General features: G+C 45.3%; 12 protein-coding genes. 3 read left to right on the forward strand and 9 right to left on the reverse strand.

Annotated elements, in window-relative coordinates:
• Window positions 1-60 precede the first annotated feature (60 nt).
• From yabG to N6H06_RS21425, 6 genes are all read right to left on the reverse strand, one after another.
• Window positions 61-948: a sporulation peptidase YabG gene (gene yabG, locus N6H06_RS21395; protein ID WP_062751110.1), complete on the reverse strand. Its 888-nt coding sequence runs from the start codon at window positions 946-948 to the stop codon at window positions 61-63.
• Window positions 949-999: 51 nt separating this feature from the next.
• A complete protein-coding gene (gene rsmA / locus N6H06_RS21400; RefSeq protein WP_062751112.1) occupies window positions 1,000-1,887 on the reverse strand; it encodes a 16S rRNA (adenine(1518)-N(6)/adenine(1519)-N(6))-dimethyltransferase RsmA in 888 nt (295 codons plus the stop codon).
• Window positions 1,880-2,464, reverse strand: coding sequence for a ribonuclease M5 (gene rnmV / locus N6H06_RS21405; RefSeq protein WP_153020600.1), 585 nt, complete (start codon window positions 2,462-2,464; stop codon window positions 1,880-1,882). The genes rsmA and rnmV overlap by 8 nt, the downstream gene beginning before the upstream one ends.
• Before the next feature lie 92 nt (window positions 2,465-2,556).
• Window positions 2,557-3,912, reverse strand: coding sequence for a G5 and 3D domain-containing protein (locus N6H06_RS23120; RefSeq protein WP_302475452.1), 1,356 nt, complete (start codon window positions 3,910-3,912; stop codon window positions 2,557-2,559).
• A 118-nt stretch (window positions 3,913-4,030) separates the two neighbouring features.
• The gene (locus tag N6H06_RS21420; RefSeq protein WP_263707914.1) at window positions 4,031-4,807 is read right to left on the reverse strand and encodes a TatD family hydrolase; all 777 of its coding nucleotides are present in this window, start codon (window positions 4,805-4,807) and stop codon (window positions 4,031-4,033) included.
• A 194-nt stretch (window positions 4,808-5,001) separates the two neighbouring features.
• The gene (locus tag N6H06_RS21425) at window positions 5,002-6,705 is read right to left on the reverse strand and encodes a WG repeat-containing protein (protein WP_263707915.1); all 1,704 of its coding nucleotides are present in this window, start codon (window positions 6,703-6,705) and stop codon (window positions 5,002-5,004) included.
• Window positions 6,706-6,835: 130 nt separating this feature from the next.
• On the opposite strand from N6H06_RS21425, the gene N6H06_RS21430 reads away from it, so the two are divergent.
• Window positions 6,836-7,222: an adenine nucleotide alpha hydrolase family protein gene (locus N6H06_RS21430; protein ID WP_263707916.1), complete on the forward strand. Its 387-nt coding sequence runs from the start codon at window positions 6,836-6,838 to the stop codon at window positions 7,220-7,222.
• A gap of 54 nt (window positions 7,223-7,276) precedes the next feature.
• Window positions 7,277-7,516: a hypothetical protein gene (locus N6H06_RS21435; protein ID WP_062751119.1), complete on the forward strand. Its 240-nt coding sequence runs from the start codon at window positions 7,277-7,279 to the stop codon at window positions 7,514-7,516.
• Between the two features lie 60 nt (window positions 7,517-7,576).
• Here the strand turns inward: N6H06_RS21435 and abc-f are convergent, their stop codons facing one another.
• Together abc-f and N6H06_RS21445 are read right to left on the reverse strand one after the other, a co-directional pair.
• Window positions 7,577-9,202, reverse strand: coding sequence for a ribosomal protection-like ABC-F family protein (gene abc-f / locus N6H06_RS21440; protein ID WP_062751120.1), 1,626 nt, complete (start codon window positions 9,200-9,202; stop codon window positions 7,577-7,579).
• Window positions 9,203-9,566: 364 nt separating this feature from the next.
• Window positions 9,567-10,571 (reverse strand): pectate lyase family protein, encoded by a 1,005-nt coding sequence (locus tag N6H06_RS21445; protein ID WP_404830377.1) that lies wholly within the window; start codon window positions 10,569-10,571, stop codon window positions 9,567-9,569.
• Between the two features lie 323 nt (window positions 10,572-10,894).
• Between N6H06_RS21445 and N6H06_RS21450 the strand changes: the two genes are divergently transcribed.
• Window positions 10,895-11,362, forward strand: a complete 468-nt coding sequence (locus N6H06_RS21450; RefSeq protein ID WP_062751124.1) for an ArsR/SmtB family transcription factor — start codon at window positions 10,895-10,897, stop codon at window positions 11,360-11,362.
• Between the two features lie 76 nt (window positions 11,363-11,438).
• On the opposite strand, the gene metG is transcribed toward N6H06_RS21450, so the two are convergent.
• Window positions 11,439-13,415, reverse strand: coding sequence for a methionine--tRNA ligase (metG, locus tag N6H06_RS21455; protein ID WP_062751170.1), 1,977 nt, complete (start codon window positions 13,413-13,415; stop codon window positions 11,439-11,441).
• Between the last annotated feature and the right edge of the window lie 204 nt (window positions 13,416-13,619).

The following is a 13,619-nucleotide window of genomic DNA, read 5'->3' on the forward strand; positions in this document are numbered from 1 at the left end:
ATACTAAAAACGCTTCCTTTATGTATGCTAATAAATGTCAATGACAGCCAAAAAAACGCCTCAGTCGGTTTGAGGCGTTTGAGGCGTTTCATCTTGCTCTTTTAACGGCAAACCGAGGCGCATACAGCCACGTGTTTCAATGCCGCCTATTCCTTTTTGTCCTGTAATGGTATTGCGCAATATTTCCCATAAATTAACCGTCTCTAAAAAAGAAGTACGACTAAGCCTTGATGCAATATAGACTGGATCAAGCGCGTGGATGTTAACACGTTCTGGGGAACTGGCAAAATTAGCGCCAGCTTTAATTAACGTCTCAAAATGGGACTGACAGGCCCCAGCAAAAATAAGCAAGTCATCACGGCTTTGTACCGTGCTTCTTGCAATACGGACACAGTCCGCAAAATACTTTGTGTGGCGATAAGCCTTTAACTCATTCCTGTCTCCTTTTGCTTTTGAGTAGGCATCATGCCCTGTAATCACAACAATATCCGGTTGGACCATTTCCATAAGCGAGGCCATTTGCGTTGGCATTTCTTTTTCTTCCATGTGGACGCCGTAAACGGGGACGCCGAATTTTTCATATAACGCCGTGCAACGATTTAAATAATTTGAGTCTCCATCTAAGTGAAGAACACGGCCTCTCATTTCAAAAAAACGCGGCGTTTCTTCGTAGCCTGATGCAGCTTGATATTCTTGCCTTCGTTTCATTAATTTTGCATCTTGGCGAAACAACCGGTAGGAAACATCCTCTCGCTCTTTTTGTCGCTTTTTATCCGTTTCCCGTTCTTTTGCGGACATCTTTTTTAGATCGGTCACTGGCGCATCCGCCAGCAGACGCATTTCTTCACCGACTAATGTTGCCAAGCCGCGCTCGATTGCAAGCACACGAAACAAGACATCGCAATCATAAGAGAGTCGGCCTACCACATCACCAACTTGTATTGTCATCGCGTTGCCCCCTCTGCGATAGCCTATGAAGAGGCAACGGCGATGGTTCCTTTATCGGTCAGCTTTCCGCAACGTTGAATAAAGGGCATCGCTCAAACGAGCAAATTCTTGCGGTGACAGCGTCTCACCCCGGCGTTTCGGATCAATCCCCGCCTCGGACAGCCCTTGTTCAACAGCGGCTTTGGCGTCCTTCCCGGCAAGGTTATGGACAAGGTTGTTTAAAATTGTTTTTCTGCGATTGGCAAAACTAGCGTGGAATACGTCAAAAAACCAACGTTCATCAATGACTTCCACTAACGGCTTTTCGCGAATCGTTAATTTTAATACACTTGAATCAACCCGTGGCTGTGGCACGAAAACAGAGGCCGGCACAACCACCATTGGCTTTGCTTCCGCGTAATATTGGGCAGCGATCGATAGGGCACCGTATTCTTTCGACCCTGGCTTTGCCGCAATTCGCTCTGCTACTTCTGCTTGGATCATGACGGTGATGCTTTTAAAAGGGAGCCTGTCTTCCAGCAATTTCATTAAAATAGGGGTAGTGACATAATAGGGCAAATTGGCAACAACATGGATAGCTTGCCCTTTCGAAAACTCAGTGTCCAGCACACCGGCCAAGTCGGCTTTAAGCACATCAGAGTGGATAATCTTAACATTCGGGTAAGCCGAAAGGGTGTCTTCCAATACCGGGATTAAACGGCCGTCAATTTCAAAGGCGACCACTTTGTCTGCTTTTTTCGCCAGTTGTTCCGTTAAGGCGCCTATGCCTGGACCAATTTCGACAATGCCGTCTTGTTCATCGAAACCACTTGCTTCCACAATCTTGGCAAGGATGTTCAAATCAATGAGAAAATTTTGTCCTAAACTTTTCTTTAATGTAAATCCGTGCTTTTTTAAAATTGCATTTGTCCGCGCTGGTGTCGCAATGTCTTTATTCAACTTCACTTTCCTCCTGTTTGTTTATCCACCTCACCGCTTCCTTAAATTCTTCAGGGGTGATCCGAAAGATGTGCAGCCGCTTCAAAAGCTGTTTTCCGTTGGCATAGCCGATCGACAAGTGCTCGCCTAAACGTTCGCGGCGGCTTCTCGCCCCTTTTCCTGATAATAATCCTGCTTCCATTAAATCAGCAACCGTCATTTGTGCTGCAAAGGGCTCAAGCTGCTCCGTACGAACGGCAAGAAGCGCCTCCCGGATTGCATAGGGCGAGGCATGCTCTACGCCTACACTCTTCCCCTGCTGTTTCGGGTTCGCGTCCGCTTTTTTGATAAATGCATGCTTGCAGCCTGGCACTCGCTTGCTGACAATTTGGCGAATGCGGTTCCCTGCGTAGTCCGGATCCGTAAATACGATGACACCGCGGCGTTGGGCAGCAAGCTCGATTTGTTTTAACACAGACTCGCCGACCGCCGATCCATTTGTTTCAATCGTATCCGCTTCAACAGCCCGTTTGATGGAAACCGTGTCCTTTCTTCCTTCCACAACAATCATTTCATTGATCACTAAAATGTCGTTCACTCCGTTCTCTAAAAAGACCATGACGTTATTGTAGCCTGTTTTCATGCAAAAAAAAAGCAAGTGCTTTGCCAGCAGCTTGCTTTTTTCGCTTATTAATCGAGTATTGTCACTTTCACGCTTTTGCTTCCATAGTTCGTAGCATCTTCTTTTGTCGGGACGTGTACGTCAATTTTGTTTCCTTTGATAGCACCGCCTGTATCACCAGCAATGGCTTCGCCGTACCCTTCAACGTGTACACGGGTGCCGAGGGGGATGACACTTGGATCTACAGCAATAACTTTCATATTGGCGTTGCTTTTTAAATCAATGCCAGTTGCTGTAACTCCGCTGCAGCCGTCACAAGCTGCTGTATAAGCAGTCGATTGCATTTGCAACGTCTTTTGTTGTTTCTCTTGCTGCACTTCTTGTTTTTCTTGCGGTTGCGGCTCGCTTTCCTGTTCCGGTTTTTCCGACTTTGCCGGTTCTTTTTCCGGTTGGCTAACCGGCTCTTCATTCACTGGTTCTTCATTCACTGGTTCTTGGGTTACTGTTTCATGGGCCGTTTGCGTCTCAGAGACATACTCTTTTGCCTCTTCTTGTTTTGTTCCAATCGCAATAATGCGGTTTTCACTCTCTTCAACGGTTTCCTTCTTCACAAGCTGCCTGTCAACCTCGATGCCGTCTTCGAGCGTCACTTCATAGTGAAGAGCTTGCTTGCCTTTTTTCCCTTGTTCTACTACACGCTCCACGCCCTGGTTTAAATCGTTGTCTTCTTCGCGAAGCGTTTCAAATGCAGTTGGTTCCTCAATGACATCGGTGACTTTTTCAACACGTACGAGGCGGATATCAAGCCCGTCTCGCAATTCTTCGTCTAGATCTGGCTCAACTCGGTCGAGTTCGCCAAGCTCGACATTGGCTTCTTTCAAAAAGTCAGCGACAGTCGCTGAGGTGCTCCAGTACTCGTCTTCATTGCCGTCAGAGGCAAAAGTTAAAAGCACGGCTGGCGAATAGGCAATATGTAACCCATCCTCAATCGGGGTATCTCCACTTGGTTCAATCTCGTCTTCGGCTTTTGGTTCGATTCCTAACTCAGCAAACAAATCGTTTACATTGTCAGCAACTGTGTAGACTGTTGTCTCTTCACCGGCAACAGACAATGTCACTTCAGCCGCAGGCTTATAAACAATGTCCATCCCAGATTCAATCTCCGTTTGCAACGACGGCTCAATCAAATCATGCTCCCCTACACGAATCTCCAAGCTTTCAAGCAAATCCGCGACTGTCGATTCGTGCGTGCGCACAGTAACCTTCTCACCGTTTTGTTCAACAGCAACCGCTTTTTTGGTCAACTCAAATAATCCAGATAAAATAAGAATTAGTCCTAGGAAAAGCGCGACTGCAATCAAGATCCTCCGCCTAATGGCAGGGTCGGCTTCAGGCCTATTCAACAGGTTGTGCTTATCGCTCATCGTTCGTCCCTCCTCAAGCACCGAATTATAGAGACGAACGAATAGCGTGTCAACAACAGTTACACAAACGTAACAAAGCAGTAACCTTTGCAATTTGTCCAAATGATAGGAACAATAACTAACTATTATCTTTAATTCCAAATAATTTCAGTGCGTTTTCCCTCGTTTTCCGGCTCAGCTCCTCATAACTTATACCCCGTAATTCTGCGATATCTTCTGCAACCCGCTTTACATAGGCCGGCTCATTTCGTTTTCCTCGATAAGGGTGAGGAGCCAGATAAGGACAATCGGTTTCGATCAGCAACCGTTCAATCGGCACATGCGCAGCTACTTCTTTTGGCCGTCTGGCGTTTTTAAATGTGACAGGGCCGCCTAGGCCTATATGGAAATTCATGTTTAAGCAACGGTCTGCTATTTCAACGCTGCCGCCAAAACAATGCATAATGCCGCCAACTTCAGCTGCTCCTTCTTGCTCAAGGAGTTGGACAACATCTTGGTCGGCTTCGCGATTGTGAATAATAATCGGCAAGTTTACTTTTTTTGCTAAAGCAATTTGTTTGCGGAACACTTCTTTTTGGACATCCTTTGGCGATTTGTCCCAATGGTAATCAAGGCCCATTTCGCCAAGAGCAACCACTTTCGGATGGGCTGACAGCTCTTCCAACCAGTGCAAATGCTTATCCTTCATATCTATGGCGTCTACCGGGTGCCAACCGACAGCCGCATATAAATCGTTGTATTGTTCGATCAGTTCCATCGCCCGCTCAATTGTAGGCTCGTCAAAACCTATGACAACCATTTCTTTAACGCCTGCTTCCTGCGCCCTGGCAATCGTTTCCTTGACATCTCCGTGGAACTGCTTGGCATTCAAGTGGACATGCGTATCAAATAACATCACTATTCACCTCAAAGGCATTTTATGCCTTTTGGCTATGTGAACGCAAGTAAAGCATTAAAAAAGTGGGCACCCTTTACAGACTAGAGACAAACGCACGCATACTTCGCCGCTTGCCTCTCCTAGCCGTTTCGTGTACACAAAACCCTTTGCCCATGAACACCCATTTCCCCTCGTTTTCTGGCAGTTTTCCATCAGTTTGGCTGATGGTGATAGTGGAACGACTGCCAAAACGGCCCTGATTGGTCAATGATCGGTTCAATCTCGGCAAAGGGGATTTTGAAAGTAGGAAAACCAGCCGCATAAGGCGCCAGCTCATATACATCAAAGACAAGATAGAGCGCATGCTCATCAACATAGAAAGGTTGGGTGCTTTTCACCCCTTTGTATGCATCTGGAAAGTAATCATCAGCCCTTTTTTTAATTTGTTCGCCTACTAGTTTGCTTAACGCTGTCACATAATCACGGCCATGTTTAAATAGCTCCGAAAGGGCATAATCATGGCCATTGCGTACGTCTACATTTGCAAAAGTCCTTGTTGGCATCCCATGCGCTGCTCCAAATGGATACGTATAGCCATCGATTTCCAACACAACGAGGTGTTTTTTAAAAAATAAAACATTAAAATCACCTGTAAACGTACGTTCCTTTGTTTCTGTCTCCGTAACATGGCGTACTCCCGCTTGTTTCGCCAATTTTTGGTTGATGGCCTGTTGTTCAAGTTGGTTCGCCATCCCTTCAATTTGTGGATAATAGACGTAATAATTGGGTCCACGTTTATAGAGGCGTTCTTGGATGCGATAAGGACGGCGCAGTGGTATTTCTGTCTCCGGGTGCCAAATGATTTTTCCATGCTCATCTGTATAAAAAAGGCGCTGGTCAATAAATGCTGAAACAATGCCATTATCCTTCCGAAGTACACCTGTACCAGAAAAAGCCGGAAATGTCTTGACTTTATGGCCTTCTTTATCAATAAAAAACGTTTTGTCTGACTTCACCGCGCTGGCAGTACCTTTCCTAAAAGAGCCAACATCATCATAGACAAAGTCCGTCAATACGGCCCCGCTTGTATCAGCAATCGCATAACGGCTTAAAAACGGCCTATTGGCGTCCTTCGCTTTCCCAAGCGCAATACGTCCTTCTTGAAGCAAGCGTATTTCATTGTATGTAGGTTCAAATACGGTGTCGCCTGCTTTGTTGATCAACCCATAAGAATAGTTGTCGCCACTGGTTGCGATAATCGCAAAGCCATCCTCATAGGCAAAAGCCATGCCATATTTGGGCGGAATAACAACATTTCCTGCCTCATCCAAATAGCCATAAAGATCGCCTTCCTTAAAAGCTATCCGTCCTTCGCTTAGCGATCCAACATCGGTATATGGATATGTATGCAGCACATGACCGTTCTCATCAATCAGTTGAAACTCTGCGGTTTTCGTTTGCACTACTGCTTTTCCTTCGTCAAAATCAAAGGCAAAAAGATAATGGGCTGCTATGACTTCCTCGCCAGCAGGATTAAGAAACCCGTAACGGCCATTTGTTTGAAACAGCGCACGGCCATTTTTCATTGGAGCAATGTAGGCATACGTTTTTTTCGTGCGTACATGGCCTTCCTCATCCATCATTTTAAACCCGTCTTTTGTTTGAATTATGGCCCGTTCTTCTGAAAAAGGCTGAATGCTTTTATAGACTGGCTTAACGGCAAAACGGCCAAATTGATTAATAAGCCCTTGCTTTTCAGTTAACGTAACAATCGCCATACCATTCTTTTGGAAAGGCTCTGCCCCATCATAAACGAGTGAAATGCGGATACGCCCTCTGTCGTTTATATACCCCCATTTTGTGCCATTCACCGTCTTCGTCGAAACGGGATAAAGGTTCTCGGTCAATCGTTCCATGCTACCAACCTCCTGCTTCGCCTGGTTGGTCCAGTATATGACGGCTTTTCCTAAGCCATGTACAAAAATTGCCGATTTTCATTCGGCCATTGCCGTGTGTAAGTATCAGAAAAGGAATGGAGGGAAATGGATGTCTACTTCGCCTAACGAACAGATCCTTGTTTGCGTCCATTACGGCCATCACGGCAGCAAACTCATTAAAAGAGTGGCCGCTCTTGCATCTCAACTTAACGCGCCTTTATCGATCCTTGTGTTTGATTCTTTGCCAGAGGAGGAGTATAAACACGATAAAAAAATGGATATGTCCATTTTTAAAGAACTTGCTGATGAATACGGCGCTGATTTGAGTGTAGAGAAATCTCATGCCTACAACATTACAAACGTCATCCTCAACTTGGCAAAAGAAAAACAAGCAACACAAATTGCCGAAAATTTATGGACTACCTTACTTGACGGTTCGATTATTGACACGTTGCTTGAAAAAGCGCCTTTCGCTGATCTTCATGTAGTCCCTTAAGAACGGGCCGATGAAACGGATAATTAGAATTATGAAAGGGGCATATCTGCCTATTTGGTGGAACAAATAGATGGCCCTTATGAACGGCGATTTGACGCCAGCAAAGGCTTCACCTATGAAGGCGTCTTCTTTAAAGAGTGGCAAACGGATTTTGACAGCGGCATTTTCTCCTTCGCTAAGGACGCCATATATTTGAAGTTCGTGTTGATGATGGCACAGTCCGCCAACTGGTCGACATCGATGAAACATAATGGTCGCGAATCCATCTATTTGCCAATTGCCCCTTCCATCTAAAAAAGCGCCAAACGACGGGCATTTCCCTTTGTCTGGCGCTTTTGCTTTGGCTGGTTATTGCTATTGTTTTTTTCGTTTTGCCCAGGCGTATGAAAACGAGCCTTCATAACGAGTGACAGCCCCATTTTCAAGCCAATAAGTGACAGGAAAAAGTTTGTTCAAAAAATAACGGTCATGTGATACCGTGATGATCGTGCCTGCAAACTCAGCCAATGCCTCTTCAAGCACTTCTTTTGAGTCTATATCGAGATGGTTTGTCGGTTCATCCAATAGGAGCACGTTATGTTTTTCAAAAATCAACTGGGCTAGCCGCAGCCGCATTTTTTCGCCTCCGCTTAAATCGGCGACACGCTTAAAAACATCTTGCCCATAAAACAAAAAGCGCGCCAACTGGCCTCGGGCTTCGCCATCTGTTAAAAGCGCACTGGCACGGAATGCTTCGAGCACCGTCTGCTTTGGATCAAGTTCTGTGCCATGCTGTGACAAATAGCCTAATGAAACACTAGCCCCTATTTTGCATTGTCCTGTATCAGGCTCGATCTCCCCTAAAATGAGCTTTAATAGCGTCGACTTCCCCTCCCCATTAGCGCCAACAAGGGCGACTCGTTCTTGATGGCGCACAGCTAAGTCAACTTGACCGAGCACTTGCCGTTCGCCAAATGTTTTCGAAACTGATGTTAGTTCAACTACATCTTCACCACTGCGCCCTTGCTGCTCAAAAGACAGTTCTACTTTCTTCGTTTGCGGCGGCTTTTTTAGCTCTTCCATTCGCGCTAATGCTTTTTCCATGCTCTTAGCCTGACGGTGCATCCCTGCATTAGGCGGGTTAGCGCGGTTCGCCCATTCTTTTAAGCGCTTAATCGCTTCCCGCATCTTTTTGATCTTTTTCTGTTGATCCGCGTATTGCTGGAATTCTCTCATGAGGCGTTCTTCCCGCTCTATTAAATAGCCACTGTAATTGGCTGCATAGTGATGCAACACACCGTTCTCCATTTCCCATATTTCCGTTACAGCAGCATCAAGGAAAGCACGGTCATGAGAAATAATGAGCACTGCTCCTGCATAATGGCGCACCCAGTCAGCAAGCCAATCAAACGCGTACAGATCAAGATGGTTAGTTGGTTCATCTAGAATGAGTAATTCAGGCTTTTGCAACAATAAACAGGCTAGGCCGACTTTCGTCCGTTCGCCACCGCTAAGAGCTCCCCAACGTTTCTCAAGCAATCCCGTAATGCCAAGCCCTGCGGCAATGCGGCGAATATTGGCCTCATATTCAAAGCCACCAACATCAGCAAACTGCTGCTGCAAGCTGCCGTATTCCTCTAAGACACGTTCTAGCTTGGCTGGTTGCTGCTCGATTGCGAGCACTTCTTCCAATCGCGTCATATGCTCTTTCACTTTTTTTATATCGCTAAATACCGTTTCTAGTATCGTGTAGACACACTTGTCTGGCGAATAGGTAGGTGCTTGGGCTAACATGCCTTTCGTCAGTCCTTTTCGCCAGCCGATCTCGCCACTTGCAGGGCGTTCTACTCCGGCAAGAATGCGGGCCAGCGTTGTCTTCCCTTCGCCATTCCGCCCGACGAGGCCAATGCGGGCACCGCTTTTAATTTCCATTGACAGGTTCGCAAACACTTGTGTAGCGCCATATGATTGGCTGACTTGATTGGCATAACAAAGAATCACGTTTCGTTCCTCCTATTTGATAGTAGGAAGAGACTTGGGTACACCAAAAAGACGGCAGAGAAATTCTCCGCCGCCTCAATCCGTATGCGAGTAGAAATGTCTCTTCCTAATGGTTTTTCCTATGCAGTTGCGTAAAAAAGGACAGACTGGTCCAATTTTGCAACAACAGCGGAAAAAATAGCCTGACAAATCCACAAATAGGCGCGAAACTTTGCCTGGCTGCCATTAAAAAGATCCATTATCTACTCACCTCCTTCATCATTACTGTTAGCGTAATGGAAGAAGGCAAAAATGTAAAGCGTTCTATTCCTAGAACGAGAGACGGTTGCCTTTTTCTCTCTCTAGATAGCGCTTTCACACAGCTTTAAGGAGAAATAACGCCAACTCCGGCGTTCGCCCGCACCACATCCTTGACTTGGTTTACAGGCGTTGCTTGATAGCTGTATGGCGGATTATAAGTCGTTGTCGAGACAGTTGGCTGCTCGCCAGTCGATTGAACATAGCGGTTATTGACCAAATGCCAATACCCGATTTCCTTGCTGTCTCGGCTCACAATTGGATTGTTTGCCCTTTCAAAATAGTTCTCCTCGATTCGTACTTGAGCGCCCATCCGAGAATTGATCCCTGTCGCTTTAATATCTGCGTAGTAATTGCTGAAAATATGGGCTTCGCCAAAACGAACAGAAGGCACACGGGAATTCAAGTTTTCAAAGTAATTATTGTGGAATGTGATTTTTCGTCCGTATGAATCGCTGTCAGACGAACCCATCAGCATTGACTTCCAGCTGTCATGTACATAGTTCCATGAGAAAGTGATGTAATCAGCATCGCGTTTCACATCAAACAATCCATCATAATAGTCCTTATGCACATCAAGGCTATTATATAATTCGTTATGGTCAACCCAAATGTTTTTGGACGGGCCTTCAATGCTAATTGCATCTTTATCGCCTGTATTCACATGATGGATTTTTAAATTGCGGATAATCACGTTATTGGCCCGCCATACTTTAATGCCAATTCCATTAAGTTCCCCATTTGTTCCCACCCCTAACAAAGACACATCATTGACATCTTTAATGTCAATCTTGCTTGCAGATGTGTTTGCAGGCGTGATCGTTCCGTCTATATAAATGGTTAAAGGTGTGTTCGCCTTTTTATTTTTTAGCGCGGCTATCAATTGATCACCAGTGGAAACGGTTACAACCTCTCCTCCAGCACCCCCTGTTGTCCCACCATTAAGAGTGGCAAACCCTTGCATTGAAAAATGAACATTGGCTGCTTCAGCCCCTTCTTGCCCATACGCTGGTACGGAAAAAGCACCAAACGCCAGCAAAAACGCAACCATTAACGACCACAACTTTCTCAAATCTCATCCCCTGCTTTCTTTTATTTTTTCTACTTAGCAACCGACTTCCATACTTGCCTCCTTTCATTTGTAAATCATGCTCAGTTTATTACACAGCTTGCTATAACCATGATAATCATTCTCTCAGAACCCACTCAAAGCAACTCGTCACTCGCTTTTTTTTCGTTATTTTTTTACTCGGACAATGGAGTCCTTATCGGCTGTTATAAAGATTTTTGTACTGGCAATACAGTTGCAATTTTGTTTCTCAATAGGTAGAATAGATCTACTGTTAATTTAAAAAAATAAATCGACTTGCATATTCACTAAAATGAGGGATCGTCATGCAAAAATATGAAATTATGGACATTACGTTAAAACAACAAAAAATCATATCCGATCCTTTGCGTGGGCAAATCATCAGTTTGCTCGCAGAAAAACCGATGACTTCAAAACAAACAGCCGTTCAGCTAGGGAAGAACCCTGGAACAATTTATTACCATATTAAGCAATTGTATGACCATGGCATTCTGGAACTTGACCATGTGGAAACAGTAAAAGGAATTGTTGAAAAGTATTATAAGGCGAAAACCGTTTTGTTCAGGGGACCTGGGGGACAGGGGGAAGAGCATCGTGCGAAAAGCAGGGCGCCTTTATACTTGTCCGATACGTTAATTGAAGAAATGCGTGAAGAGATGCACCAGCTTTTTATAAAATACGGCGAAAAGGCACGGGCCGATAAAACTGCGCAAATCCCATGTGTCGTTGAATTTTCCATCACCGAAATACAGGAAGAAGGCAAAAGTGAGTGAGAGTGTGTAAACAAACAATAGAACCAGTCGGCCGGCAACTCCGGTCAACTGGTTCTTTGTATGATTAGGCAAAATGTTATTTTACTTGCGCCCCGTTAGGAAGATCACCATCAACGGTTGCTAGTTGCAATTTCTTTCCTTTTGAACCAGCAAGAATCATCCCTTGTGACAATTCACCACGTAGTTTAACAGGCTTTAAATTCGTCACGCAAATGACTTTTTTTCCAACCAAATCACTTGGTGCATAATACTTAGCAATCCCTGAAACAACTTGGCGCGTTTCTGTGCCAAGGTCCAACTGGATTTTCAACAGTCGGTCCGCGCCTTCCACCGGTTCAGCAGCTGTTACTTCGGCGACCTTAAGCTCGACCTTTGAAAAATCGTCGATTGTAATTTCATTTTCATCTTCAATTTCCTCAGGTTCTGGGTCGGCCTTGCCACCCATAAGCTCGACAATATAATCGACTTCTTTTTCGACATCAAGGCGTGGGAAAACAGGCTCGCCTTTGCTAACCTTTGTACCTGCTGGAAGTTGCCCAAAAACGCGCATCGATTCCCAGCCAGCAAGACTCTCGTCAATGCCTAGCTGTGCCCATATTTTTGCTGGCGTTCGTGTCATGAATGGGCGGATTAGCACAGAAATGATTCGAAGTGACTCGGCTAAGTGGTACATGACCGAACCAAGAAGTTCGCGCTTATCTTCTTCTTTTGCGAGCAACCATGGCTGCGTTTCGTCAATGTATTTGTTCGTACGGCTAACGAGTTGCCAAATTGCTGCCAAAGCAATCGAGAACTCCATTTCCTCCATCGCGTCTTCCACTTTTGTAATCGTTGCTTGGACAAGGTCAAGCAAGTCCTCGTCAAATGGCGATGCACTTTTGACGTAAGCAGGGATTTCTCCATTAAAGTATTTATTGACCATCGCCACGGTACGGTTGAGCAAGTTGCCAAGGTCATTGGCTAAATCATAGTTGACTCGTTCTACAAATGCTTCCGGTGTAAATACGCCATCAGCGCCAAACGGCACTTCCCGCAGTAAGTAATAGCGGATCGCATCGAGACCAAAATGGTCAATTAATGGCGCAGGGTCAACCACGTTTCCTTTAGACTTTGACATTTTGCCGTCCTTCGTCAAAAACCAGCCATGGCCAAATACTTTTTTCGGCAACGGCAAATCAAGCGCCATTAACATGATCGGCCAGTAAATCGTATGGAAACGCAAAATATCTTTGCCGACCAAATGGACATCCGCAGGCCAGTACTTTTGATAAAGGGTATCATCTGCTGTTCCATAACCAAGTGCAGTAATGTAGTTTGTGAGCGCATCAATCCACACATAGACGACATGCTTTGGATTGCTTGGCACTTTCACGCCCCATGTAAAGGATGTCCGCGAAACAGCCAAATCTTGCAGACCAGGCTTAATGAAATTGTTGATCATTTCATTTTTTCGTGATGCTGGCTGGATAAAGTCAGGGTTCTCTTCATAGAAAGCTAGGAGGCGATCTGCGTATTTGCTCATCCGGAAGAAGTAAGACTTTTCACGGACTTTTTCTACTGGATGGCCAGAGTCTGGGCTTTTTCCGCCGATGATGTTGCCTGATTCGTCTTTAATGGGGTCAATAAGCTCCCGTTCACCATAAAACGTCTCATCGGACACACAATACCAACCTTCATACTCCCCTAAGTAAATATCGCCTTGTTCAACAAGTTGTTCAAAAATTTTCTCGACCACGTTTGTATGGCGCTTTTCCGTAGTACGGATAAAATCGTCGTGTGAAATGTCAAGTTTCTTCCATAACTCTTTAATCGGTTTCACCATTTCATTCGTGTATTCAAGTGGAGAAATCCCTTTTTCCTTCGCCTTCTGCTCAATTTTTTGCCCATGTTCATCTGTCCCTGTCAAATAGCGGACATCATAGCCGCGTAACCGTTTGTAGCGTGCCATTGCATCGCCAGCCACGGTCGTATAGGTGTGCCCAATATGGAGCTTGCCGCTTGGGTAATAAATTGGTGTCGTAATATAAAACGTTTTTTCACTCACGCTATTCATCCTCTCTTTTTTTTGAATAAAACAAAAAACCTCTCGCCGCATCGGGACGAAAGGTTTTCTTACGTGGTACCACCCAAATTTTCCTCATCATGAGACAAGGCTCAAAGCCAGTAACGTTGGCACGCGCTGCCCCCTTACACTCGGCTCGAAGGCATGTATCTCCAGGACCATCTTCCAAAGCACGCCAGTCCGGCTTTCACCTAA

Source organism: Shouchella tritolerans (assembly GCF_025770735.1).
In the GTDB taxonomy this organism is placed as follows: Bacteria; Bacillota; Bacilli; order Bacillales; family Bacillaceae_D; genus Shouchella; species Shouchella tritolerans.